General features: G+C 70.6%; 28 protein-coding genes, 1 pseudogene and 1 riboswitch. Of the genes and pseudogenes, 20 read left to right on the top strand and 9 right to left on the bottom strand.

Going from position 1 to position 24206, the window contains the following annotated elements; all coding sequences use genetic code 11:
• Positions 1-6: 6 nt before the first annotated feature.
• The 3 genes from QM708_RS03550 to QM708_RS03540 all read left to right on the top strand — a co-directional run bounded on the left by QM708_RS03550 (position 7) and on the right by QM708_RS03540 (position 3323).
• Positions 7-1230: a 5-(carboxyamino)imidazole ribonucleotide synthase gene (locus QM708_RS03550; protein ID WP_415104458.1), complete on the top strand. Its 1224-nt coding sequence runs from the start codon at positions 7-9 to the stop codon at positions 1228-1230.
• Positions 1223-1717 carry a 5-(carboxyamino)imidazole ribonucleotide mutase gene (purE, locus tag QM708_RS03545; RefSeq protein WP_415104456.1) on the top strand — a complete coding sequence of 165 codons (495 nt, stop codon included), beginning with the start codon at positions 1223-1225 and terminating at the stop codon, positions 1715-1717. Before QM708_RS03550 ends, purE begins: the two co-directional genes overlap by 8 nt.
• 94 nt (positions 1718-1811) lie before the next feature.
• Complete coding sequence (locus tag QM708_RS03540; RefSeq protein WP_415104454.1) at positions 1812-3323, top strand: LCP family protein; 1512 nt, start codon at positions 1812-1814, stop codon at positions 3321-3323.
• On the opposite strand, the gene QM708_RS03535 is transcribed toward QM708_RS03540, so the two are convergent.
• Both QM708_RS03535 and QM708_RS03530 read right to left on the bottom strand, forming a co-directional pair.
• Positions 3316-4155: a serine hydrolase gene (locus tag QM708_RS03535; protein ID WP_415104452.1), complete on the bottom strand. Its 840-nt coding sequence runs from the start codon at positions 4153-4155 to the stop codon at positions 3316-3318. The genes QM708_RS03540 and QM708_RS03535 overlap by 8 nt on opposite strands.
• Positions 4156-4183: 28 nt before the next feature.
• Positions 4184-4780, bottom strand: a pseudogene (locus QM708_RS03530) (TIGR03089 family protein); the annotation flags it as partial.
• Positions 4781-4951: 171 nt separating this feature from the next.
• On the opposite strand from QM708_RS03530, the gene QM708_RS03525 reads away from it, so the two are divergent.
• The 3 genes from QM708_RS03525 to QM708_RS03515 all read left to right on the top strand — a co-directional run bounded on the left by QM708_RS03525 (position 4952) and on the right by QM708_RS03515 (position 7104).
• Positions 4952-6028 carry a mannose-1-phosphate guanylyltransferase gene (locus QM708_RS03525; RefSeq protein ID WP_415104450.1) on the top strand — a complete coding sequence of 359 codons (1077 nt, stop codon included), beginning with the start codon at positions 4952-4954 and terminating at the stop codon, positions 6026-6028.
• Between the two features lie 20 nt (positions 6029-6048).
• Positions 6049-6753, top strand: coding sequence for a hypothetical protein (locus tag QM708_RS03520; protein WP_415104448.1), 705 nt, complete (start codon positions 6049-6051; stop codon positions 6751-6753).
• Positions 6754-6858: 105 nt separating this feature from the next.
• Positions 6859-7104, top strand: a complete 246-nt coding sequence (locus tag QM708_RS03515) for a WhiB family transcriptional regulator (protein ID WP_415111259.1) — start codon at positions 6859-6861, stop codon at positions 7102-7104.
• Positions 7105-7113: 9 nt separating this feature from the next.
• On the opposite strand, the gene QM708_RS03510 is transcribed toward QM708_RS03515, so the two are convergent.
• Positions 7114-7560 carry a metallopeptidase family protein gene (locus QM708_RS03510; protein ID WP_415104446.1) on the bottom strand — a complete coding sequence of 149 codons (447 nt, stop codon included), beginning with the start codon at positions 7558-7560 and terminating at the stop codon, positions 7114-7116.
• Between the two features lie 43 nt (positions 7561-7603).
• Between QM708_RS03510 and QM708_RS03505 the strand changes: the two genes are divergently transcribed.
• The 6 genes from QM708_RS03505 to ahcY are packed head-to-tail and all read left to right on the top strand — an operon-like array spanning position 7604 to position 11991.
• A complete protein-coding gene (locus QM708_RS03505; RefSeq protein ID WP_415104444.1) occupies positions 7604-7972 on the top strand; it encodes a DUF3499 domain-containing protein in 369 nt (122 codons plus the stop codon).
• 20 nt (positions 7973-7992) lie between these two features.
• Positions 7993-9198 carry a phosphomannomutase/phosphoglucomutase gene (gene manB / locus QM708_RS03500; RefSeq protein ID WP_415104442.1) on the top strand — a complete coding sequence of 402 codons (1206 nt, stop codon included), beginning with the start codon at positions 7993-7995 and terminating at the stop codon, positions 9196-9198.
• Positions 9155-9355: a hypothetical protein gene (locus tag QM708_RS03495; RefSeq protein ID WP_415104440.1), complete on the top strand. Its 201-nt coding sequence runs from the start codon at positions 9155-9157 to the stop codon at positions 9353-9355. Before manB ends, QM708_RS03495 begins: the two co-directional genes overlap by 44 nt.
• Complete coding sequence (locus QM708_RS03490) at positions 9348-9533, top strand: Trm112 family protein (protein WP_415104438.1); 186 nt, start codon at positions 9348-9350, stop codon at positions 9531-9533. Before QM708_RS03495 ends, QM708_RS03490 begins: the two co-directional genes overlap by 8 nt.
• A 3-nt stretch (positions 9534-9536) precedes the next feature.
• Positions 9537-10544: an SIS domain-containing protein gene (locus QM708_RS03485; protein ID WP_415104436.1), complete on the top strand. Its 1008-nt coding sequence runs from the start codon at positions 9537-9539 to the stop codon at positions 10542-10544.
• A 31-nt stretch (positions 10545-10575) separates the two neighbouring features.
• Positions 10576-11991: an adenosylhomocysteinase gene (gene ahcY / locus QM708_RS03480; RefSeq protein ID WP_415104434.1), complete on the top strand. Its 1416-nt coding sequence runs from the start codon at positions 10576-10578 to the stop codon at positions 11989-11991.
• A 15-nt stretch (positions 11992-12006) separates the two neighbouring features.
• Here ahcY and QM708_RS03475 read toward each other — a convergent pair whose 3' ends face one another.
• Positions 12007-12507, bottom strand: a complete 501-nt coding sequence (locus QM708_RS03475; RefSeq protein WP_415104432.1) for a SixA phosphatase family protein — start codon at positions 12505-12507, stop codon at positions 12007-12009.
• A 2-nt stretch (positions 12508-12509) separates the two neighbouring features.
• Positions 12510-12818 (bottom strand): DUF3039 domain-containing protein, encoded by a 309-nt coding sequence (locus QM708_RS03470; RefSeq protein WP_415104430.1) that lies wholly within the window; start codon positions 12816-12818, stop codon positions 12510-12512.
• Positions 12819-12898: 80 nt separating this feature from the next.
• Positions 12899-13033, top strand: a riboswitch (cobalamin riboswitch).
• Positions 13034-13136: 103 nt separating this feature from the next.
• Here QM708_RS03470 and QM708_RS03465 point away from each other — a divergent pair.
• The 6 genes from QM708_RS03465 (at position 13137) to malQ (ending at position 20260) form a co-directional block, all read left to right on the top strand.
• A complete protein-coding gene (locus tag QM708_RS03465) occupies positions 13137-14147 on the top strand; it encodes a FecCD family ABC transporter permease (protein WP_415111256.1) in 1011 nt (336 codons plus the stop codon).
• Positions 14144-14971, top strand: coding sequence for an ABC transporter ATP-binding protein (locus tag QM708_RS03460; RefSeq protein WP_415104428.1), 828 nt, complete (start codon positions 14144-14146; stop codon positions 14969-14971). The genes QM708_RS03465 and QM708_RS03460 overlap by 4 nt, the downstream gene beginning before the upstream one ends.
• Positions 14968-16044 (top strand): ABC transporter substrate-binding protein, encoded by a 1077-nt coding sequence (locus QM708_RS03455; protein ID WP_415104426.1) that lies wholly within the window; start codon positions 14968-14970, stop codon positions 16042-16044. The genes QM708_RS03460 and QM708_RS03455 overlap by 4 nt, the downstream gene beginning before the upstream one ends.
• An 87-nt stretch (positions 16045-16131) precedes the next feature.
• On the top strand, positions 16132-17493 hold the full coding sequence (locus QM708_RS03450; RefSeq protein ID WP_415104424.1) for an MFS transporter: 1362 nt from the start codon (positions 16132-16134) through the stop codon (positions 17491-17493).
• Positions 17494-17580: 87 nt separating this feature from the next.
• Entirely contained in the window at positions 17581-18075 is a 495-nt protein-coding gene (locus tag QM708_RS03445; RefSeq protein ID WP_415104422.1) for a MarR family winged helix-turn-helix transcriptional regulator, read from the top strand.
• A gap of 40 nt (positions 18076-18115) precedes the next feature.
• Positions 18116-20260 (top strand): 4-alpha-glucanotransferase, encoded by a 2145-nt coding sequence (gene malQ / locus QM708_RS03440; RefSeq protein ID WP_415104420.1) that lies wholly within the window; start codon positions 18116-18118, stop codon positions 20258-20260.
• Here the strand turns inward: malQ and QM708_RS03435 are convergent, their stop codons facing one another.
• From QM708_RS03435 to QM708_RS03420, 4 genes are all read right to left on the bottom strand, one after another.
• Entirely contained in the window at positions 20261-20485 is a 225-nt protein-coding gene (locus tag QM708_RS03435) for a helix-turn-helix domain-containing protein (protein ID WP_415104418.1), read from the bottom strand.
• On the bottom strand, positions 20485-21252 hold the full coding sequence (locus tag QM708_RS03430) for a hypothetical protein (RefSeq protein ID WP_415104416.1): 768 nt from the start codon (positions 21250-21252) through the stop codon (positions 20485-20487). Before QM708_RS03430 ends, QM708_RS03435 begins: the two co-directional genes overlap by 1 nt.
• A gap of 77 nt (positions 21253-21329) precedes the next feature.
• Positions 21330-21887 (bottom strand): isochorismatase family protein, encoded by a 558-nt coding sequence (locus QM708_RS03425; protein WP_415104414.1) that lies wholly within the window; start codon positions 21885-21887, stop codon positions 21330-21332.
• Positions 21888-21894: 7 nt separating this feature from the next.
• Complete coding sequence (locus QM708_RS03420) at positions 21895-23238, bottom strand: nicotinate phosphoribosyltransferase (RefSeq protein ID WP_415104412.1); 1344 nt, start codon at positions 23236-23238, stop codon at positions 21895-21897.
• 69 nt (positions 23239-23307) lie between these two features.
• Between QM708_RS03420 and clpS the strand changes: the two genes are divergently transcribed.
• Positions 23308-23619: an ATP-dependent Clp protease adapter ClpS gene (gene clpS / locus QM708_RS03415; protein ID WP_415104410.1), complete on the top strand. Its 312-nt coding sequence runs from the start codon at positions 23308-23310 to the stop codon at positions 23617-23619.
• Entirely contained in the window at positions 23616-24176 is a 561-nt protein-coding gene (locus QM708_RS03410; RefSeq protein ID WP_415104408.1) for a DUF2017 domain-containing protein, read from the top strand. Before clpS ends, QM708_RS03410 begins: the two co-directional genes overlap by 4 nt.
• The last annotated feature ends 30 nt before the right edge of the window (positions 24177-24206 follow it).

Here is a 24206-nt window from a genome sequence, read left to right as displayed (position 1 = left end):
GGTTTGATGCGAAGCCAGATAACCTCAGGCCTCGTGACAGACGTGATGATCGGCATCGTGGGCGGCGGGCAGTTGGCCCGGATGATGAATGAGGCGGCGACCCCGCTCGGCCTCAGGGTGGCTCTGCTCGCCGAGGCACCGGGGGTGTCGGCGGCCCAAGTGGTGCCGGACGCCGTGGTCGGCGACTACACCGACGAGGCGACGCTGCTCGCGTTCGCGCGCGGGGTGGACGCCCTCACCTTCGACCATGAGCACGTCCCGGCGGTCGTGCTGCGGGCCTGCGTGGACGCCGGCGTCGCCGTCCGTCCGGGACCGGACGCGCTGTTGTACGCCCAGGACAAGGCGGCGATGCGCGCGCGCCTGAGCGAGATGGGGGTGCCCTGCCCGGCCTGGCGCGTGGTGGCCACCCCGGCCGATCTGATCGCCTTCGGCGACGAGATCGGCTGGCCGATCATCGCCAAGACCTCCCGCGGCGGCTACGACGGCAAGGGCGTGTGGAAGGTCGACGGCCCCGGCGAGGTCGCCGCCCCGTTCGCGGCGCTGAGCCGCGCGCTCGGCCCCACCGAACGGGTGGACGCCGGCACGGACGCCGCGGCGTCCGGCGACGTGGTGATCGTGGCCGAGGAGTTCGTGCCGTTCACCCGCGAACTGTCCGTGCTGGTGGTGCGGCGCCCGGGTGGGGAATCGGTCACCTACCCGGTCAGCGAAACGGTGCAGCGCGACGGCATCTGCCACGAGACCACCACTCCGGCGCCGGGCCTGGACGCCGCGCGCGCCGAGGCCATCGCCGCCTTCGCGACCCGGATCGCCGGCGAACTCGGCGTCGTCGGCGTCCTCGCGGTCGAACTGATGGAGCGCGACAACGGCGAGGTCGTCGTCAACGAACTCGCGATGCGCCCACACAACACCGGGCACTGGACGATCGAGGGCGCCCTCACCAGCCAGTTCGAGAATCATCTGCGCGCCGTCGCCGACCTGCCGCTGGGCTCCACGCGGATGACCGCACCGGTCGCGGTGATGAGCAACGTGCTGGGCGGGGACAACCCCGACCTGGTCGGTTCGCTCCCGGTCGTGCTCGCCGACCCCGAAGTGCGCGTCCACCTCTACGGCAAGGGAGTCAAGCCCGGCCGCAAGGTCGGCCACGTCACCGTCTGCGGCAGCGACATCGCCGCCACCCAGGCCGCCGCGCGGGCGGCGTCCGATCATCTGGAAGGAAGAACCCATGGCTGAGAATCCCCAGGTCGGCATCGTGATGGGGTCGGATTCGGACTGGCCCACCATGGAGGCCGCCGCCACCGCGCTCACCGAATTCGGCGTCCGCTACGAGGCCGATGTCGTCTCGGCGCACCGGATGCCGGAGGCGATGGTCCGCTACGGCCGTGAGGCGCACACTCGCGGACTGAAGGTCATCATCGCCGGCGCCGGGGGAGCAGCCCACCTGCCGGGCATGCTGGCCGCGCTGACGCCGCTGCCGGTGATCGGCGTCCCGGTGCCGCTGAAGTATCTCGACGGCATGGACTCGTTGCTGTCCATCGTGCAGATGCCCGCGGGCGTCCCGGTCGCGACGGTGGCCATCGGCAACGCCCGCAACGCGGGCCTGCTGGCGGTGCGCATCCTGGCTGCGGGCGATGCCGCGCTGACCGCGAAGATGCTCGCGTTCCAAGACGAGTTGCGTGAGGTCGCCACCCGCAAGGGTGCGGCCGTCCGCGGGCGCTGACCGGATCCGGCGGCACGCCGCGCGCCTCCGACGTCAGCGACGTCGCGCACGCGACCATGGTCGTCGCTCAATTTCACTTCCCCAAGGATCTGCCATGACCATGGACGAGCGACCGGACGGCGTCCGGCGCCGTAGCGAACGCTTGGCTTTCCGGCGCGGGCTGTCGCTGCTCGCGTTGACGGTCCTGGTCCCGGGCTCCGCCCAGGTCATCGCGGGCGGGCGCGGACTAGGCCAGATGGCCATCAAAGTATGGCTCGGCGTCTGGGCGGTCGTGCTGGGATTCGTCGCGCTCACGCTGCTGCGCCGCGACTGGGCACTGACGGTCTACGCGCACCCGGTCACGCAGTGGACCGCGTCCGTCCTGGTCCTGGTGCTCGGCCTCGGCTGGACCTGGCTGTTCCTGGACGCCTGGAGGCTGAGCCGGCCGCGGTCGATGGGACGGCGCCGGTACGCGATGGCGCTGCTGTCGACGCTGCTCGCCTTCGCCGTCGGCGTCGGCTCGTTGAGCGCCTCGGCGGCCTCCCGCAGCCAGGCCGAACTGTTCGGCACGGTGTTCGCAGGCGGGGGCGACGGGCGCGCGGTGGACGGTCGGATCAACGTCCTGCTGCTCGGCGCCGACGCCGAAGTGGATCGCCCGGGCATCCGCACCGACACGATGATGGTGGCGTCGGTGGACACCGTCACCGGCCGCACCGTGCTGTTCAGCCTGCCCCGCAATCTGCAATGGGCGCCCTTCCCCGCATCGTCGCCGCTGCGCAGGATCTATCCGCGCGGATTCTGGTGCCCGGACCAATCCTGCCTGCTGAACGCGGTGCACACCGAGACCGCGAACCATTCCGAACTGTTCGAAGGGGTGGCCGACCCCGGCGTCAACGAACTGCGCGGCGTGGTCGCCGAAATCCTCGGACTGAAGATCAACTACTACGCGATGGTCGACATGCGCGGGTTCGAGTCGCTCGTGGACGCCCTGGGCGGCGTCCGTCTCGACATCGCCAAGGCCGTGCCCATCGGCGGCGGATCATCGAAGGTCGAAGGCTACATCCAGCCCGGCAAGGGCGTGCTGCTGGACGGATTCCGGGCGCTGTGGTTCGCCCGCTCGCGGCACGGCGCCAGCGACTATGAGCGGATGGCGCGGCAGAAGTGCGTGGTGAACGCCCTCGCCAAGCAGGTCACTCCGGTCAACGTCGTCACCCGGTTCAACGAACTCGCCGACGCGGGCACCGCGATGGTGCGCACGGACATCCCCGGCTCGGACCTGATGCGGCTGGCCGAACTCGCCGATGCCGGACGCCGCCTGCCGATCGCGTCGACCAGCTTCGCGCCGCCGCTGATCGAACCGGTCAAGCCGGACTTCGGGCTGATCCGCGCCACGGTCAAGGCCGATATCGCCGCGTCCGAGGCGCTCGACCGCGCGGCGGAGGGTTCGTCGGTGCCCACGCCCGAGCCGAGCGCCGCGCCAGCCCCGATGCGGTCGGCGCAGCCCGCGAAGCGTGGCGAGGGCCCGACGGCCAAACCGGTGGTGTCCGGAAAAGCGGGCCGTGCGGTGGGCGAGTTCAGCGAGGAACGGCAGACCGGCGATCTCGCCGAGATCTGCGGTGTCAGCTGAGCGTTCCGGAGCCCATCGCCGCGAACAGGTCGGCACCGAGGGCGTCCACGAGCGCGCGCCCCTCATCGAAGCTGGGCATCCGGCACATGATCGCCGCCACATAGTCGCGGCCCTCGCCGGACACCCGGCCGATCGAGTTGACGGCCCACAGGTTGTCGAGCGACTTGAACTGCACCCAGCCGTTCTTCATCGAGACCGCGACCTTGCCGCCCTTGTCATGCCCGACACCCCAGGTCTGCGACGGATTGGTCTTGCCCATCAGCTCCAGCAGGTAGAGCCGATCGTCGGCGTGGATGGCCTTCGTGCCGGTCGCGAGCCGGTGCATCAGCAGGCGCTGATCATCAGGGGTGGTGTTGGTCCACGACCAGAAGGTGCTGCGCGGGTCGGAATGCGTGTGCGCCAGCCCGAGGTCGGACGCCAACGCATCGTAGGCGGCACCGCCACCGACCCACTCCCACAGCTGGTCGGCCGAGTCGTTGTCGGAGTCGCGGATCGCTTTGCTGATCCGGCCGTAGTTCTCGAAGCTGAGCTCCTCGCCGGCCGAGCGCGCCTTGCGCAGCGCCAGCAGCGAGATCATCACCTTGGCGATGGAGGCGCTCTGGGTGTCGAAGTCGCCGCGGAACGAGAACGTGGCATTCGTGCGCAGGTCGGTCACCGACAGGCCCAGCTTGTCGGTATTGGCGGCGTAGGCGTCCGCCAGGGCCTGGAGCCGTTCGCGGACCGGGCCTGAGGGTGTGGCGCTCGGCCTGATCAGGGCCGGGGCGGCCGGGGTGCAGGCGGTCAGGGCGAGGACACCGGCGCCCCACAGCAGGCCACGGCGGGACAGTGTCATCGGATCCTCCTGAACCTGGACGGGCGCCTCATGCTACCGGTCCAGCCGGGCGGGCCCGCTCGCTGGCCGCGGTGTGCGCGGCATCGGCGTCCCCTTCCACGAAGACGACCGAGCCGCCGCCGATGATCGCGCGGGCGAGCAGCGAGACGGCCTGCCACGGCCCGGACGGTGCGTCGATGACGCGGTCGCCGATCGGATCCAAAGCCGCAATCTCGGACGCCGTGAGCGTGCGCGCGCTGTCGGACCAGGCGGCCCGGCCTTGGTCGGGGGCGACCGGCGGCACCGCGTCGGGTTGGGCCAGCGCCTCGGCGGCGAAGTCGAGGACGCCGGCCGCCAGCCCGGCGAGCGGGCGAGCCCACGGGTCGAGGGAACAGGCGAGCGTGATCGGCGCGACCGGGCGCGGATCGACGGGGCCGACGACGGCGAGCCCGGCGTCCGGTGCGTCGAGGCACACCCGATGGCCGGCGTGCCACAACGCGAACGGCCAGACCAGCGCCATCCAGTGCGCGGGCCGCTCGGCGAGCACCGGAAGGACGAACGTGTCGTCCTCGTCGAGGCCCAGGTCATCGAGCAGGTTCACCGTCTTGGCGACCCAGTTGGCGAAGCTCGTGCCTGATAGTTCGGTGCGTTCGCCGCGGCCCGTAGTGGGTGATCAGCGGGCTCGAACCGGCCGAGACGGCCCGTCGCTGCAGGTGGAGGCTCACGTGGGGCTGCGGTGTCACCGGGCCAGCTTAGGCGCCGCACCGTCCGCGGGCGGTCCCCGGGATTGTCGGTGCGGTTCACTACGATGCCGTTCATGCGCTACGTCGTGATCATGGCCGGCGGCTCGGGCACTCGCCTGTGGCCGCTCTCCCGCAAGGGCACCCCCAAACAGTTGCTGAAGCTCATCGACGGCACCAGCCTGCTCCGCCTCGCCTTCGAGCGAGCGGCCCGCGTCGTGCCCGCCGAGCGGGTGATCGTCGTCACCGGTGCGGCGTATCTCGATGACGTACGGGCCGACCTGCCCGAGGTCGCCGAGCAGAACCTCCTCGGCGAGCCCGAGGGCCGCGACTCGCTCAACGCCGTCGCCTGGCCGGCTGCCGTGCTGAGCCATCGCGACCCCGATGCGGTCGTCGCGCACCTCACCGCCGATCAGCTCATCGACCCCGTGGAGACCTTCGTGGAGTCGCTGGAGGAGGCGTTTGCCGTCGCGGAGGCCGATCCCGGCGCGCTGGTGACCCTCGGGGTGGTGCCGACCAGTGCGCACACGGGCTACGGGTACCTGCATCGCGGCGCGCCCGTACCCGGCTTCCCGACGGCCTGCGCGGTGCAGGAGTTCAAGGAGAAGCCGGACGCCGCGACCGCGGCCGACTATCTCGCCTCGGGCCAGTACTGGTGGAACGCCGGCATGTTCGTCTGGCGTGCCCGCACGTTCCTCGAGCAGCTGGCGGCACTCGAGCCGGCCACCCACGCCGCCGTCCTCGACCTCGCCGAGCGCCCCGAGGCGCTGGGGGAGATCTTCCCGGCGCTGCGCAAGACATCGGTCGACTTCGCCATCATGGAGCCGGTCTCGCAGGGGCGTGCACCCGGGCACGTGCTGGCGGTGGCCCTGCCCGTGCGCTGGCGCGACGTCGGCGGATTCGCCAGCCTGGCCGAGGTGCTGGACGGCGACGCCGACGGCAACGTCATCGAGGGGCTGGCGGTGCTGAACGACGCCCATGGCAATCTGGTGATCAGCACCGACCCCGACCACCTGGTCGGCCTGTCGGGCGTCTCCGGCATGGTCGTGGTGCACACCGCCGACGCCACGCTGGTGACTACGCTCGCGGACGCCGAGGGCATCAAGGCGCTGGTCGGCCAGGTCGCCGAGGCCGTCGGCGCACGCTACGTGTAGGGCGAGAAGAGGACACCCCCGTGCTTGACAACCTCATCCGCCTGCGCGAACCGGCGGCATGGACGGCCATCGCCGTCACCGCGGTGAGCATCGTCCTGGCGCTGGTCCGCTTCGCGGTCACCGTGTCGACCGACACGCTCCCGTTCTCGGCCGCCGCGCAGAACGTGGCGCTGAACGCGATGAGCCTGCCGCTGGTCATCGTGGTGATCGCGCTGGTCTGGTTCTGCGTGTTCCACGCCCCGCTCCCCAGCGCCGGGCGCATCGTCGCTGCGGCTGCGCTCGTGGTGACCACCGGCACCGTACTGACGATCGTGGCGCTGCTGCTCGGGCTGAGCGCCTCGGCCGGAACACTCGGCGTCGTGCTCGAGATCGTCGGCGGGCTGCTCGACGTCGTGCTCAAACTCGGAGCGGCGGTCACCTTGTGGCTGATCCTGCGCGGCCTGCGCGGCGGGCGCATCGACATCCCGGCTCCTGGGCCGGCGGCCCCGGCGCAGCAGGCCGCGCCCGAGGCGTCCGTCGCCGCGGAGGCCGCTACGCAGGTGCCGTCCTGGACGCCGCCCCCGGTCACCGGAACCGCTTGGGCCTCAGCCAGCGAGGCGGCCGCGGGCGCGCCGGGAGCGGCGGCTCCCGCGGCAGGAGCGCCGGCTGTCGGCTGGCATCCGGTGCGCAGGCCGGCCATCGGCGACGGCACCACCCAGGAGGAGCCGGGCGCGGGTCGTCCTTGAGTACCGGATTTGGCTCCCTCGCTTGACGCGGGCAGAATGACAGGGCTGTAATTCCTGTCAAGCACTGCCGTCGGCGAGTCGAGGAGGTCCCGGGTGCACGAGTTGATGATGGTGACCCTGGACGATGACGGGCTCCTGCTGTGGCAGGAGCGTGCTCTGTGCGCGCAGACGGACCCGGAGGCGTTCTTCCCCGAGAAGGGCGGCTCGACCCGCGAGGCCAAGAAGGTGTGCCAGACCTGCGACGTGCGGGCCGAATGCCTGGAGTACGCGCTCGCCCACGACGAGCGCTTCGGCATCTGGGGCGGCCTGTCCGAGCGCGAGCGCCGCAAGCTCAAGCGCCGGGCCGTCTGAGTTCCGCCGTCACTCGTCCTCGTCGTCTTCGCGATGCCCGTGCGGATCGATCTCGTCGACGCTGATCCCGGTCGCATCGCTCAACTGCTCCACGATGGTGCGGAACACCAGGATGCGCAGGCCCTCCCGCGTCCGCGCCCGCCGTTCGATCGGGCGGCGGAAGACCACCACCTGACCATGCACCTCGGGGGTGGGGGAGATCGCCGCCGCGAGCGGAACCCGGTCACCGACCCACCCCATGCCGACCGTGGGGACGTCCTCGATGCCGACATCCATCGCCGCCAGTGCGCGCGGGCAGTGTTCGATGATCTGGCGCAGCGCATCCTGGACGCACCGGGTGAAGAACTCCGCCTTGGACTGCTGGGCGCGCAGCGGTACGGGCGCGCCGGTGTAGGGGTTGGGCCAGGCCAGGCGCCCGCGGCGTCCGCGCTGGTGCCGATCGCGGTGCTTGAGCATGTCGCTCACCCTAGCGGGCGGCGCACCCAGTACCGTGAACGGCGTGAAACCGCGCCAGTGCTCCCGGACGGGGTGCAATGCACCCGCGGTCGCCACGCTGACGTACGCCTACAGCGACCGTGCGGCCGTGGTGGGCCCGCTCGCATTGCGCGCCGAGCCCGGCTGCCATGACCTGTGCCGCACGCACAGCGACGGGCTGTCGGCGCCGCGCGGCTGGGAACTCATCCGGCTGCCGCTGACCGACGGCGCGCCCGAGCACGATCACGACGATCTGCTCGCGCTCGCGGACGCCGTCCGCGAGGTCGGGATGACCTGGGACGAGGAAACCCGCGGCGCCGTCCCCGCGCCGACGCTGGCCCGGCGCAAACGCCATCTGGGCGTCGTGGCGGACCCGGCCGATCCCGGCCGCTAGTCTTTCGCTAGTCTTTGCGGGTGATCACGCACGGCATCTTCAAGGCGAACGATATTCGCGGCATCATCGGCGTTCCGGACCCCGAGTGGGACCTCGATGGCGTGCGTGCCGTGGGCGCCGCGTTCGTCCGAGTGTTCGGCCTTGCCGGACGCGAGTTCGTGATGGGCCGTGATATGCGGGTCACCGGTCCCGAGGTGGCCGCCGCCTTCGCCGACGGGGCTCGCGGCCAGGGCGCTTCGGTGGTCGACATCGGCCTGGCCAGCACCGATGCGCTGTGGTACGCCTCCGGCCTGCTCGGCCTGCACGGCGTCCAGTTCACCGCCTCGCACAACCCGGCCGACTACAACGGCGTCAAGTTCTGCCTGCCTGCGGCGGCGCCGGTCACCGCCGAGACGCTCGTCGAACTGCGCGACCTCGCGCTGGGCGAGCCGCTGGCCGAGGCTCAGCAGCGTGGCGGCCACCGCACCCTCGACATCCTGGACGGCTACGCCAAGCACCTGCATGCGCTGGTCGACCTCGACGGCCTGCGGCCCCTGAAGGTCGTCGTGGACGCCGGCAACGGCATGGCCGGGCACACCACGCCCGCCGTCCTGGGCACCCTCGGGCTCGACCTGGTCGGCCTCTACCTGGACCTGGACGGCACCTTCCCGAACCACATGCCGAACCCGCTGATCCCGGAGAACCTGGTGGACGCCCAGGCCGCGGTGCGCGAGCACGGCGCCGACGTCGGCCTGGTGTTCGACGGCGACGCCGACCGCTGCTTCATCATCGACGAGAACGGCGACGTGGTCAGCCCGTCCATCGTGACCGCGCTGATCGCCACCCAGGAACTGCGCCGCGAGCCGGGCGGCACCATCGTGATCAACACCATCACCTCGCGCGCGGTCGGCGAGGCGGTCGCCGAATGCGGTGGCGAACTGGTGATCAGCCGGGTGGGCCACACCTCGGTGAAGGCGAAGATGGCCGAGCACGACGCGGTCTTCGGCGGTGAGCACTCGGCGCACTACTACTTCCGCGACTTCTGGGGTGCCGACACCGGCATGCTCGCCGCGCTGCACGTGCTGGCGATGCTCGGCCACGGCGACCAGAGCATGTTCGCAGCTCGCGGCCCGGTTCGCCGGCGACGTGCCCTCCGGCGAGATCAACTCGACGGTGCCAGCCGTGGAGCCGATCCTGGAGCGCGTGCAGGCAGCCTTCGCCGGCCGTGGCGAGATCGAGGTCGGTGACGGCGTCATGGTGGCCGGCCCCGACTGGTGGGTGAACGTGCGCCCGTCCAACACCGAGCCGCTGCTGCGGCTCAACGTGGAGGCGCGCGACGAGGACACCATGGCGGCGCTGCGCGACGAGACGCTGGCCATCATTCGAGGAGGCGACGATGAGTGATCTGATTCCCGGCGTGCTGGAGCTGCTGGTCTGCCCGGCCTGCCACGGCAAGCTGACCTGGGACTACGAGGCGTCCGAGCTGGTCTGCACCGAGATCGCGTGCGGCCTGGCCTACCCGGTGCGCGGCGGCATCCCGATCCTGGTGATCGACGAGGCGCGGGCCCCCGAGGAGGGCTGAGCCGTGCCGGAGTTCGTCGACGAGCGCCTCGATGACCCCGAGGTGCTTCAGGCGGCCGATCACCTGCTCCGGCCGCTGGCCCAGGCGGGCGCCCGGCTGCGGCGCGACGCGGTGGACGCCGAGGCGGCGATCGTCCCGCTGGCCGACGAGCCGCGCCCGCGCGCGGTGGTCGCGGTCGGTCCCGAGGCGCGCCTGCTGCGCGCCGTGCTCGAGCCGGTGTGCCCGGTGCCGTTCGTGGCCTGGCCCTCGCTCGGGCTTCCCGGCTGGGTCGGCCCGCTCGACCTGGTCGTCGTGCTCGGCGGAGGCTCGGCGGCGCTCACCTGCGCCCACGAGGCGCTGCGGCGCGGCTCACGGGTGCTGGTGACCGCACCGGAGGATTCGAGCCTGGCCCGCCAGTCGGCCTCGCGCGCCACGACGCTGCTGCCGGTGTCGACGAACGATCCGCTGACTGCCGCCATCGTGGCGCTGCTGGCGTTGCAGGAGATGGGCCTGGGCACGCCGGTGTCGGCGTCCGCGGTCGCCGCGGCGATGGACGCCGTCGCGGTCGAGGCCGGGCATGCGGTGGACGTGTCGGTGAACCCGGCGAAGGCCGTCGCGCTCGAGCTGGCCGACGCTCAACCTCTGGTGTGGGGCGGTTCGGTGCTGGCCGCGCGCGCCTCGCGCCGCATCGCCGAGTCGTTGCGGACGGCGTCGGGGCGGGTGGCGCTGGCGGCGGACGCCTCCGAACTGTTGCCGATCCTGGCCTCCACCCAGCCGCGCGACCCGTTCGCCGACCCCTTCGAGGGCGCGACCGAGGAACGCCCGGTTCTGGTGCTGGTCGACGACGGCTTCGGCGACGAAGCCGACGACGAACGGCACGAGGCCCTGGAACACAACGCCCGGGTCGCCGACGTGCGGGTCTGCACCCTCACCCACGCGGGCGGCACCGCGATGGAACGCTACGCCACGGTGCTGGCCAAGGGCCGCTTCGCCGCTGCGTACCTGCAGATCGGGCTGGGCCGGGTGCTCTGAGGTCCGCGCACACCGGGTAGGCTTCGGCGTCGTGGAATACCGCGTTGCTGACCTGACCCTGGCCGACTTCGGACGTCGCGAGATCGCTCTCGCCGAGCACGAGATGCCCGGCCTGATGGCGATGCGGGAACGCTACCGCGACTCCCAGCCGCTGGCCGGGGCACGGATCGCCGGCAGCCTGCACATGACCGTCCAGACCGCGGTGCTGATCGAGACCCTCGTCGAGCTGGGCGCGCGGGTGCGCTGGGCGTCCTGCAACATCTTCTCCACCCAGGACCATGCCGCCGCCGCGATCGTCGTCGGTCCCGACGGCACGCCGGACGACCCGCGCGGCGTCCCGGTGTTCGCCTGGAAGGGCGAAACGCTGCCGGAGTACTGGTGGTGCACCTCGCGGATCCTCGACTGGGGCGACGAGCTGCCCAACATGATCCTCGACGACGGCGGCGACGCCACCTTGTACGTGCACAAGGGAGTCGAGTTCGCCCGGGCGGGCGCGGTGCCGGCACCGCAGGCGTCCGACTCGGCCGAATACCGGGTGATCCTGGAAACCCTGGCGGCGTCCACCCTCGACTTCGAGGCCCTGGCCGCCTCGATCATGGGCGTCACCGAGGAGACGACGACCGGCGTGCACCGGCTCTACGAGATGGCCCAGACCGGCACGCTGCTCTTCCCGGCGATCAACGTCAACGACTCGGTGACCAAGTCGAAGTTCGACAACAAGTACGGCTGCCGTCATTCGCTGATCGACGGCATCAACCGCGCCACCGATGTGCTGATCGGCGGCAAGGTCGCGGTCGTGTGCGGCTACGGCGACGTCGGCAAGGGGTGCGCGGAATCGCTCGCCGGCCAGGGTGCGCGCGTCATCGTCACCGAGGTCGACCCGATCTGCGCGCTGCAGGCGTCCATGGACGGCTACCAGGTCGCCGTGCTCGAAGACGTCGTCGCCACCGCGGACGTCTTCGTGACCGCGACCGGCTGCCGCGACGTGATCACCGCCGACCACATGGCCGCGATGAAGCACAACGCGATCGTGGGCAACATCGGCCACTTCGACAACGAGATCGACATGGCCGGGCTGGAGTCCCGCCCCGGCGTCGAGCGCCGTGTGGTCAAGCCGCAGGTCGACCAGTGGATCTTCCCCGACGGGCACGGCGTGATCGTGCTCAGCGAGGGACGCCTGCTCAACCTCGGCAACGCCACCGGCCACCCGAGCTTCGTGATGAGCAACAGCTTCACCAACCAGGTGCTCGCCCAGATCGAACTGTTCACCAAGCCGGAGGATTACCCGGTCGGGGTGTACGTGCTTCCCAAGCACCTGGACGAGGAGGTCGCACGGCTGCACCTGAACGCCCTCGGCGTCCGGCTCACCACGCTGACGCCGGCGCAGGCGTCCTACCTCGGCGTGCCCGTGCAGGGGCCGTTCAAGCCGGACTCCTACCGCTACTGATCGGTCGGCCCCAGCTCAGCCGCGGGGGATCTCGAAGGCGGCCAGCCGCGAGACCCCGTGGTCGAGGTCCGACCAGCTGCCCTGGTGGGCCAGCGCCGCGATCGCCGAGGTGGGGAACTTCCGCTCGATCGCCCGGGTCAGCTTGTTCGGCTTACTCACGGTGAGGGCCAGATCGCTGATCAGCGGCTCGTGTCCGATCACCAGCACCGTGCGTGCGCTGTCGGGCAGTTCGCGGAGGATCGCCAGCACGTCATCGAGATCCCCGTAGTAGAGCTCGTCGACCTGACGGACGTCCGCCGCGGTGGCGCCGCCCATCTGATGGCACTGCCAGGTCTGCCGCGCGCGCGTCGCGGGGGAGACCAGCGCCAGGTCGATGTCGAGGTTGGCCAGCGTCGCCCCGGCGACGACCCCGTCGCGGGTGCCGCGGCCCGACAGCGGGCGGGCCACATCGGGATCATTGGTCTTCCACGAGGACTTCGCGTGCCGGGCCAGGACGAGCAGCCGCGGCGGGGCCATCGCTACTCGCCCCCGTCGCTGGAGCCGCCGCCCTTGCCGCCGGCGCCGTCACCGCCGCCACCACCGCCACCGCGGAACGTCTCCCAGATCTCCTTGCACTCGGGGCAGACCGGGAAACGATCGGGATTGCGGCTGGGGACCCAGACCTTCCCGCACAGCGCCACCACCGGCGTCCCCATCACCATCGCCTCGGTGAGCTTGTTCTTCGGCACATAGTGGCTGAAACGCTCGTGATCGCCTTCATCGAGCCGGAACTCGGTGCGCTCGTCGAGGACCGTCTGCGATCCGGGTGCGGGAGTGAGCTGCGTCATGCGCGCCATGGTAACGCGGCCACGCGCCTGGGAGGAGGGCTCAGGGGGATCAGGGCACGGGGCGTCCGTGATTGACGGCCGGATCATCACCGCTGAATAGTGGCGGGGACAAGCGGCGTGAGCTGGGGAATCTGGTGCGAATCCAGAGCCGACGCGCGACGGTGAGGGAGCAACGCTCCTGAGTCCGACCACCAGCCATGCCGACTCTTTCGACGATCGAGCCTCGCGCCACAGGCTCGGAAAGAAGGCAGCACGGTGGTTTCCGTCCCGCGCGCCGCCCGTGGGCCGCGCACCGTCCGTCGTCGCGCCCGGCCGGTTCTGGTCGGCGTCCTGGGCGTCGCCGGAGTCCTGCTGAGCGCTTTCCTCGGGTTGGCCTTCGGGGCTGAGCCGCTCCCGCTGACCAAGGTGTGGGCCGTGCTGGCCTACCAGTTCGGCGGACCGCAGCCCGACCCGACCGCCCTCACCATCGTGTGGGGGCTCCGCCTGCCCCGCACCATCCTGGCCGCCACCGTTGGCGCGGGGCTCGCCGTCGCCGGTGCCGCGATGCAGACGCTCGTCCGCAATCCGCTGGCCGACCCCTATCTGCTCGGTGTGTCGTCCGGCGCGTCGGTGGGCGCCACCGCCGTCATCGCGCTCGGCGTCGGCGGCGCCACCGGACGCCTGAGCCTCACCGCCGGCGCGCTGCTGGGGGCGCTGATGGCGACCGCGCTGGTGTTCGGGGTGACACAACTCCAAGGCGGCCTCACCCCCTTGCGGATGCTGCTCACCGGCACCGTGCTGGCCTCGGCGATGTCGTCTGTGTCCAGCCTGCTGATCTTCCTCAGTGGCGAACCCCAAACCGCGCAGGCCGTGCTGTTCTGGCTCTTGGGCACCGTGGCCGGCGCCACCTGGGAGACCCTGTGGTTCCCGCTGATCGGGGCGGCCCTGGGATTGACCGCGTTCCTGCTGGTCAGCGCATGGATGGACGCCCTCGCAAACGGTCCCGACGTGGCCGCGGGCCTGGGGGTTCCCGTGGCGCGGTTGCGCTGGAGCCTGTTCGTCATCCAGGCGGTGCTGGTCGGCGTCCTGGTCGCCTCGGCCGGCAGCATCGGCTTCGTGGGCCTGATCATCCCGCACATCTGCCGGTTGCTCGTGGGGTCGGCGCACCGGCGCGTCTTCCCCATCTCGGCGCTGATGGGCGCGATCTTCCTGGTCTGGGTCGACGTCGTCGCCCGCGTCCTGGTGGCACCGGTCGAGATCCCGCTCTCGGTGGTGACGGGCATCGTGGGCGCTCCGATCTTCCTGTTCCTGCTCGGACGCCGCAGCTACAGCTTCGGGGGCGGGCGGTGAGCGCCGGGCTGGGCGGCATCGAGGTCCGCACCGAGAACCTGACCTGCGGCAACGATCAGCGGCCGGTGCTGACCGGTGTCAATCTCGACGTACCGCCGGGAACCTTCTTGGCGCTGGTCGGCCCCAACGGCTCCGGGAAATCGACCCTGCTCCGGGCGTTGGCGGGCATTCGCCCGGCCATGGCCGGCGCGGTGTTCGTCGGGGGCCGGGATCTGGCGCGGATGCCGGCCCGGTCTCGTGGCCGGCACCTCGCCATGGTGGCCCAGGATGAGAAGCCCAACGAGGACATGTCGCTGGGCGAGCTGGTGGCGCTGGGCCTGACGCCGCACCGCAACCCCTGGTCCGGTCCACGCTCCCAGGATCGCGTCCTGGTCGCGGAGGCGCTCGGCCGGGTGGGGCTCGGCGAATTGATCGACCGCCCGGTGCACCAGACCTCCGGAGGCGAGTTGCGGCGCGCGGTGCTGGCGCGCGGCCTGATCCAGCAGGCACCGGTGCTGCTGCTGGATGAGCCGACCAACCACCTGGACGTTGAGCAGCAGCTTGCGCTGCTCAACCTGGTCCGCGGCCTCGACCGCACCGTGATCGCCGCCATCCACGACCTCGATCTCGCGGCCGCCTTCTTCGACCGGGTCGCGCTCCTCGACGAGGGGAGCGTCGTCGCCGAGGGCACGCCGTCGGAGGTGCTGGGTGGGATCGCCGCGCGGGACGCCTTCCACATCAGGGTCGCCCCCGTCCGGCACCCACACACGCAGGCCCGCTATCTGCTGCTCGACAGCCCGGCTTATCCCCGACCGACCGAACACCAAGGAGAACACCACCCATGACAACCTTCACCCGACGCGGCAAGCTCGTCGCGGTGGCGGCTAGCCTCGCCGTCCTCGCCACCGGCTGTAGCGCGAACACAGCGCCCGCCGGCTCGCCGTCGGCGTCTGCCACTGCGGGCACGGTCACCGTGACGAACTGTGGCGTGCAGCAGACCTACCCGTCGCCGGCCACCCGAATCCACGCCAACGACGGCGGGATCATCGCGATGCTGCTGGCCATCGGCGCCCAGGATTCGATCAGCTCTGTCTCCAGCCTGCAGCGCGACCGCGCGGTGTTGACCGAGCACTACGGCAACGTCCTCGGTTCGCTGCAGGACAAGGCGGACGGCATGCCCTCGCTGGAGACGCTGATCGCGGCCACCCCGCAGATCGTCTTCGCGGGCTGGAACTACGGATTCAAGGAGGGCGCGGTCACTCCCGACCAGCTCCACGACAAGGGCATCGCGAGCTACCTGTTGACCGAGAGCTGCCGCAAGACCGAGGGTGAGGTGCAGCGCGGCATCATGGCGCCCTGGGACGCCCTGCGCGAGGACCTGGGCAATCTCGGCAAGATCACGGGCAAGACGGCGAACGCAGACGCCGTGCTTGCCGATCTCGGCCAGCGCCTGGCGGCGCTCACGGCGGCGCCGCAGGCCAACCCCGTCCCGCGGGTGCTGCTGTTCGACAGCGGCTCGAAGAACGTGTTCACCAGCGGCAACAAGGGCGCCCCTCAGGCGATCATCGAGGCGGCCGGTGCCGCGAACGTGATGGGTGACGTCGATGACACGTGGACGAGCGTGTCGTGGGAGCGGGTCGCGGGGGCCAACCCCGACGCGATCGTCTTCGTCGACTACGGGACGCAGACGTTTGCAGAGAAAGTGGCGCTGCTGGAGTCGAACCCTGCCACCAAAGACCTGGACGCGGTCAAGCAGAAGCGCTACCTGAACCTGCCCTACGCGATGTGGGTGAGCAGCCCGCTCAACATTGACGCTGCCGAGCAGCTCCGTGCACGCCTGGAACAGTGGAAGCTGGTCCCGGACTCGGAGCTGCCCGCGCCGAAGTTCGACGACCACCTCGCGGAGTCGGCGAGCTAACCTCGGCACGCCGCCCGTCCTCCGCACACACTCCGCAAGCGAACCGGTGTGCGGGGGATCGTCGTTCTCATGATGGAATAGCTCCTCGTGTCGTCTTCGCGTCGTGGCCTGACTGTCGGCCTGCTGTTGTGCGTGATGGCCGTCGCCTTCGAGGCGATGGCCGTCGTCACCGCCATGCCCGCCGCGGCCGCCGACCTGGGCGACCTGCATCTGTACGCGTGGGCGTTCACCGCGGTGATGATCCCGCAGATGGTCGCCATCGTGCTGGCCGGACGCCTGTGCGACCGGATCGGCCCGACCCGGCCGCTGCTGGTCGGCCTGGGCATCTTCGCGGCCGGCATCATCGTCGCCGCGCTGGCCCCGTCCATGGCGGTGCTGCTGGCCGGACGCGCCATCCAGGGCCTGGGCGGCGGCGCGGTCAACCTGTCGCTGATGGTGCTCACCGCGGTCGCCTACGACCCGCGTGAGCGCGCCCGGATCATGACCTGGTACTCGGCCTGCTGGATGCTGCCCTCGTTCGTCGGTCCCGCCGTGGCGGCCTGGGTGTCGGAGACCTTCTCCTGGCACTGGGTGTTCTGGTCGGTGCTGCCCATGGTCGCGATCGGCCTGGCCTTCATGGCGCCCACGCTGGCCCGGCTGTCGCCCGGGGCGTCCGCGAGCGAGGGGCGGTCCACGCCACCGGCCGTGCCCAACCATGCCGCCCTCGGCGTCGCCGCCGGCCTGGCCCTGCTGCAGTGGGCAGGCCAGCGGCTGGAGGCCTGGTCGCTGCTGTGGGCGGTGGCTGCGGTGGTGCTGCTGGTGGTGTTCTTCCCCCGGTTGATGCCGCAGGGATTCACCCCGGTCGCGCCCGGGCTGTCGGCCACCGTGATGGTGCGCGGGCTGATGGCCGGCGGCTTCTTCGGCATGCAGACCTTCCTGCCGCTGATGCTCACCGCGCGTGGCGCGAGCCTGATGGCGGCGGGTGCGGTGATCACGGTGGGATCGGTGGGCTGGATGACCGGATCCTGGCTCCAGGCGCGCCCCTGGCTACGGCTGTCGCGCGATCAGATCATCTTCGCCGGATCCTGCGGGCTGACGCTGGGGCTGGTGGTGATCGCGGTGTCGGCGTGGTCCGGCTCGGGCAGCCTGATCCTGCCGGCGGTGGGCAGCGTGTTCGCCGGGCTGGGGATGGGGTTGCAGTCGGCGTCCACCTCGCTGGTGACGATGCAACTGTCGTCCGAGGCGGACATCGGGCGCAACACCAGCTCGCTGCAGGTCGGCGAGACCAGCGGCAACGCGGTGTTCGCGGGAATGGCCGGCACGCTGTTCGCCGCGCTCGGCGGACGCGGCCCCGACGCGGTCACCTTCGGTGCCGTGATGACCGCGATGGCGGTGGTGGCGGCGCTCGGCGCCGTCTCGGCGCGCAGAATCGGACACGTGCGGAACTTTTCTCTACGTTCTTCGTCTTAATTCAGTCCGTTTCCCTGTACGTCGAGATGTCACGACCGCTAGAATCTCGGAATCAAGTTTGTCGATAGCGAGATCGAAGGGCGGGGCATGGACGACGTCGACCGGATCGTTGCCGCATGGTCGCACGAGGTTCCGGAGTTGGACGTCAGCCCGCTGCACGTGCTCTCGCGCGTCAACCGCCTGGCCCGGCACCTGGACTTCACCCGCCGGGACGCCTTCGCCGCGCACGGCCTGGACGGCTGGGAGTTCGACGTGCTCGCCGCCCTGCGCCGCGGCGGCCCGCCGTATGAGTTGTCGCCGGGGCAATTGATCCAGCAGACCCTGTCCACCTCGGGCACGATGACCAACCGGATCGACCGGCTGGCCGCCCGTGGCCTGGTCGAGCGCCTGCCCGACCCGCGCGATCGCCGCGCGGTCCGCGTCCGGCTGCTGCCCGAGGGGCGCGACATCGTGGTGGCCGCGCTGGCCGACCTGCTGGCCGCCGAGAAGCTGATCCTGGCGGGCCTGTCCCGCGAGGAACGCGCGACGGTCGCCGGCCTGCTGCGCCGGATCGTGCAGCCGTTCGAAACCAACGACTCCTAGGGTTCGGAGCAAGCGGCGCTCAGGCGTTAGGGTTTCCGTCATGCCGTTGACGAATCCAGTGCTCGCAGAGCTCGCCGACGCCTTCGGCGTCTCCACCGAGTTCTGGGACTGGAAAGGCCGCCACATCGAAGTCGGCGACGCCACCGTGATCGGCATCCTGGCCGGCATGGGTGTGGACGCCTCCACCGATGAATCCGCGCGCGCCGCCCTGATCGACCACGCGCTGCGGCCGTGGCGGCGTCCGTTGCCCCCCTTTACTGTCGCGCAGGCGGGCCAGCCGATCCGCATCGACGTGCATGTGCCCGCCGGTAGCCCGGCCTGGGTGGCTGTCCGGCTCGAAGAGGGCGGACGCCGCGAAGGCTGGCAGGTGGACAACTACACCCCCGATCGCGAGATCGACGGGGCCTGGGTGGGGGAGGCCAGCTTCGAACTGCCCGGCGACCTGCCGCTGGGCTACCACCGGGTGGTCCTGGAGAACGGTGAACGCACCTTCGAGGCGTCCCTGGTGGTCACGCCCGGATTCCTCGGCTTCCCGCGCGCCATGGGGGCGCGCCGGGTCTGGGGATATGCCGCGCAGCTGTACTCGGTGCGGTCGTCCCGCTCGTGGGGGATCGGCGACCTGGCCGACCTGGCCGACCTGTGCACCTGGTCGGGCACCCAGCACTTCGCCGACTACCTGCTGATCAACCCGCTGCACGCCGCCCAGCCGATGACGCCGCTGGAGCCGTCGCCCTACCTGCCCACCTCGCGGCGCTACGTCAACCCGCTCTACATCCGCCCCGAGCTGATCCCCGAATGGGCCACCCTCAGCGAGCACAAGCGCACCCGGATCGCCAAGATCAAGGCCGGCCTGGATCACCAGCTCGAAGGGTCCGAGCAGATCCGGCGCGACCCGGTGTGGGAGGCCAAGATGGCGGCGTTGCGGGTGATCTATGACGAGGGCCTTTCCGAGGTGCGCACCATGGCCAAGGAGAAGTTCGTCCGCGGCGAGGGGCGCGCCCTCGATCAGTTCGCCACCTGGTGCGTGCTGGTCACCGAGCACGGCATGAACTGGCGCGAATGGCCCGTCGAGTTCCGGCGGCCCAGTTCGCCCGAGGTCGCCGCGTTCGCCGCCAGCAGGGCCCGCGACATCGACTTCTTCGTGTGGCTGCAATGGATCGCCGACGACCAGCTGCGCGAGGCGCACTCGGCGGCGAAGGCGGCCGGTATGCGGGTCGGCGTGATGACCGACCTGGCCGTGGGTGTCAGTACCCAGAGTGCCGAGGCCTGGACCCTCGGTGACGCGTTCGCCCAGCACGTCGGCGTGGGCGCGCCGCCGGACCACTACAACCAGCTCGGCCAGGACTGGGGTCAGGCGCCCTGGCGTCCGGACCGGCTCGAAGAACTGTCCTACCAGCCCTTCCGCGCGATGGTGGCCGGCATGCTGCGCCACTCCGGCGGGCTGCGCGTCGATCATGTGATGGGGCTGTTCCGGCTGTGGTGGATTCCCGAAGGCCTGCCGCCCACCGCCGGCGCCTACGTGCGGTACAACCATGAGGCCATGGTCGGCATCCTGCTGCTGGAGGCGCACCGCGCCGGCGCGCTGATCGTCGGCGAAGACCTGGGCACCGTCGAGCCCTGGGTGCGCGAATACCTGCGCGGACGCGGCGTGCTCGGCACCTCGGTGGCCTGGTTCGAGTCCAACTACGACGGCACCCCGCTGGCGCCGGAGCACTACCGCGAATACTGCATGGCCTCGGTCACCACCCACGACATGCCGCCGACCGCGGGCTACCTGGCCCTGGATCACATCCGGCTGCAGCACCGCCTCGGCATCCTCACCGAAGACCTGGACGAGGAACTCGACCTGGCCCGGCGCGGCTTCCAGACCTGGGACCGGATCCTCACCGAGCGCGGCTTCCTCGATCCGGAGTGCGACGACGTCTCCGAGAAGGTGCTGGCCATGCACCGCTACATCGTCGACTCGCCCGCACGGGTGCTGTGCGCCGCGCTGGTGGACGCCGTCGGCGACCGCCGCACCCAGAACCAGCCGGGAACCATCGACGAATACCCGAACTGGCGGGTGCCGTTGTCCGGACCTGACGGCGAACCGTTGCTGCTCGAAGACGTCTTCACCTCCGCCCGCGCCGCACGCCTGGCCGCGGTGATGAACGGCTTCTCCGTTCCGGTGGGCGGGTGCCGCTGACTACTCCTCGGCGAGGGCCAACAGCTCACCGACCTCGCAGTCGAGCGCGTCGCACAGCGCGGTCAGGGTGGAGAACCGGATCGCGCGGGCACGGTCGTTCTTGAGCACCGACAAGTTCACCAGGCTGATGCCGACCTTCTCCGACAGCGCGGTGAGGGTCATGCCGCGCTCGGCGAGCAACGCGTCGAGCCGGCAGTGAATCCTCCCGTCGCCCTCGACGGGCATCAGATGAGTCCCTCGGTGTCGTGGCGCAGCTGCTCGCCGGTGCGCAGGATCGCGGCCACCAGTGCCAGCCCGAGCCCGGCCGCGAGCGGCCAGAACTCCACGGTGAGCGACAACTCCGCCGGAGGAACGAACCCGTGCCGGGCGAGGATCTGCTCGTGCGGCAGGTCGGGGGGCGGGTCGCCGAACATGTCGACCGATCCTCCCCAGCCGCTGACGAAGAAGAGGTCGTTGCTGGCTCGCCAGTCGCCGATCTGGCCCAGCACGCCGGCGAGCAGCCCGCCCACCACGATGATCACGGCGGCCCGCAGCACGACGCGCGAGGTCACCCGGAACGGATCGCCGTCGCGCACCGAGCGGGCGACCCGCAGCACCATCACCGCGATGGCGACCGCGGTCGCCGCGTAGACGATCTCGTGCGCGGCCAGCAGACCTCGAGTGCTCATCGGCAGCCCCTTCGCGTCGACGGTGGCTCGGTCGAGTCCGCCGCCGGTGACGGTGGCCGTGGTGGTGCTGAACTCGATCCCCGGGTCGAGGGCCGGCATGAACGGCTGGACCGGCACGGTGATGCGCACCGTCTCCGCGAAGAGGGTGGTCGCGATCACCAGGAGGGCGGTGATCGCGGTCGCCGCGATCGACAGCCAGCAGACGACGATCGCGATCTTCGGCAGCCGTGGGCTGCCGGTGTTGATCGCGCGCACGAACAGGCCGAGCAGTGCCAGGGGAACGACGATCACGAGGAGCAGGACGGACAAGCCGATGACGTGCATGAGGACCTCCGGGGGTTATCGATCATCGATACATTATCGAATTTCGATAATCCGTCAAGGGTGGTGGGTCCCGGTCGTCAGCGGACGGTGATGCCGGCGTCCGCCCACTCGGCGCACACCGCATCCACCGACGCCGGGGCCACCGCGGCGGTCAACGTGGTCAGCACGGTAGTCGCGAAGCCGGACGCCGCGGCGTCCAAGGCCGTCGCCCGGACGCAGTAGTCGGTGGCGATGCCGCAGACGTCGACGCCGGTGACGCCGCGGCCGCGCAGGTAGTCGGCCAAGCCGACATCGAGGGCATGGTCACGCCCCTCGAAGCCCGAATACGCCGCCTCGTATTCGCCCTTGTCGAACACCGCATCGAACCTCACGCCAGCCAACTCGGGCCGCACGTCCGCCCCCGGCGTCCCGGCCACGCAGTGCGGCGGCCACGAGTCGACGTAGTCGGGGGTATCGGAGAAGTGCGCGCCCGGGTCGATGTGATGGTCGCGGGTGGCCACCACCACGTCATAGCCGTGCTCACCGGCCAGCAGCCCGGCGACGGACGCCGCCACCGCGACTCCGCCGGTGACGGCGAGCGAGCCGCCTTCGCAGAAATCGTTCTGGACATCGACGATGATGAGAGCGCGGGTCACGGGCGTCCTACTTCTCGGGGGCGTACGGGTTGAACGTCTGGTCGCCCTCGGCGTCCAGCATCACGGTGACGATCGCGGGGTAGCCCTTGCTCATCTTGAATGCCGAACTGGGCAGTTCGGCGCGGGCGGCCTGGTGGCGTTCGCGGGCGGCCGGCAGCGGTTCGCGGCCGATGATCTCGCCGTCGCGAACCAGATGCTTCAGCAGCACCCGGTCGTTGCGGTCCGGATGCGGCGCGGCACCGACGCCGATCACCTCGGCCTCGGCGATGCCGTTGTCGTCCAGGCGGCGCAGCGCCGACTTGCGGCCGCCGATCGAGCCCTTGTTCGCCGACTTCTTCGCCACCGGCAGCAGCGGAGCATCGGAGGAGTCGGAATCAGCACGCGAGACCAGCTTGTAGACGAACCCGCAGGTGGGCGCGCCCGAACCGGTGACCAGCGAGGTGCCGACCCCGTAGCCGTTGACCGGCGCGGCGCGCAGGGCGGCGATCTGGTACTCGTCGAGGTCGGAGGTGACGATGATCCGGGTGTTGACCGCACCCAGGGAGTCGAGCAGCCGGCGGACGTCGATCGCCTGCGTGACCAGATCGCCGGAATCGAGGCGGACCGCGCCCAGGCGTCCGTTGGTGAGTTCGACGCCCTTCTTGACCGCCTCGGTGACGTTGTAGGTGTCGACCAGCAGCGTGGTGTCGTTGCCGAGCGCGGCCAACTGCGAGCGGAAGGCGTCCTCTTCGGAATCGTGCAGCAGGGTGAAGCTGTGCGCGGCCGTCCCGGCCGTGGGGACGCCGTAGGTGCGGCCGGCCTCCAGGTTGGAGGTGGATGCGAAGCCGGCGATGTAGGCGGCCCGCGCGGCCGCCACCGCCGCCCACTCACTGGTGCGCCGCGACCCCATCTCGATGCAGGGACGGTCGCCGGCCATCGCCGTCATCCGGGACGCCGCCGAGGCCACCGCCGAGTCGTAGTTGAAGATGCTGAGCAATACCGTCTCCAGGATGACCGCCTCGGCGAACGACCCCTCGACCACCATGATCGGCGAGCCCGGGAAGTACAGTTCGCCATCGGGGTAGCCCCACACGTTGCCGCGGAACCGGTAGTCCGCCAGCCACTGCGCCACCTCGTCGTTGATGATCTTCTTCGAGGTGAGGAAGGCGATCGTCTCCTCATCGAAGCGGAAGTCCTCGATGGCGTCCAGCGCGCGGCCGGTACCGGCGACGACGCCGTAGCGGCGTCCTTCGGGAAGGCGGCGCGGGAACAGCTCGAACACCGAACGGCGGAACGCGGTGCCCGAACCCATGGCGGCCTGCACCATCGTCAGCTCGTATTGATCGGTGAGCATCGAGGTCGTCGAAAGCATGGTGCTCAGAGTAACCATCCAGGTCGACGTGCCGGGGTGGTGTCCCAGGCGCGTGACACAATAGGAGGCATGTCGTCCCCCGAGGTGCCCGTCACGCCGGCGTCCGGGACCGCCGTTGCGGACCGCCCTACCGTCAGCGCGCAGGAGTTGACGCCGTGGGTCACACTGGTGTGGAACGATCCGGTCAACCTGATGAGCTACGTGACCTATGTCTTCGTCACCTACTTCAAGTTCGACCGGCCCACGGCGGAGAAGTTGATGATGCAGGTGCACACCGAAGGCAGAGCGGTCGTCGCGAGCGGGACCCGCGAGGAGATGGAGCAGCACGTGAACGCGATGCACGGCTACGGGCTGTGGTCGACCCTGGAGCGCTCCGCGTGAAGCCGTTCGTGCGCGACGGCGCGGCGTTCGTGGCACGCCTGGACGACTTCGAGGTGGCGCTGGTCTCTTCGCTGGTCAGCCAGGTCGCGGAACTGATCGGCGACGCGGGGGCGCCCGAGGCGTCCGAGGACCCGTTCGCGCGCTGGGCCCGCGAGTTTTCCCCGGCCCCGCTGGATCGTTCCGATCCGGTGGTGGCCCGGCTGTTCCCGGACGCCTACGACGACGAGCTGGCCGCGGCCGAGCACCGGCGCTATTCGCAGGACGCGCTGCGGCGGGCGCGGATCGACGACTCCCATCTGGTGTTGAGCGATCTGGACGCCACCGGCGACGGCCGGTTCCCGCTGGTGGTGGCCGACGATCACGTGTCGGCCTGGATGAAGACCATCAACGGCGTCCGGTTGAGCCTGTCGGTGCGCCTGGGCATCGAGTCCGAGGACGACCACGAGGAACTGCTCGCCCTGTCGGCGCGCGACCCGCGCACGCAGCTGGTGTCGCTGTACGACTGGCTCGGCTACGTGCTCGAATCGCTGATCGAGGCCGCCGGGCCGTCCGCATAACGCCTGACTCGCATTGCACCGACGGCAGAG

The sequence above is a fragment of the Propioniciclava sp. genome (genome assembly GCF_047602245.1).
Classification (GTDB): Bacteria; Actinomycetota; Actinomycetes; order Propionibacteriales; family Propionibacteriaceae; genus Propioniciclava.
This window is presented reverse-complemented; position numbering and strand designations above follow the sequence as displayed.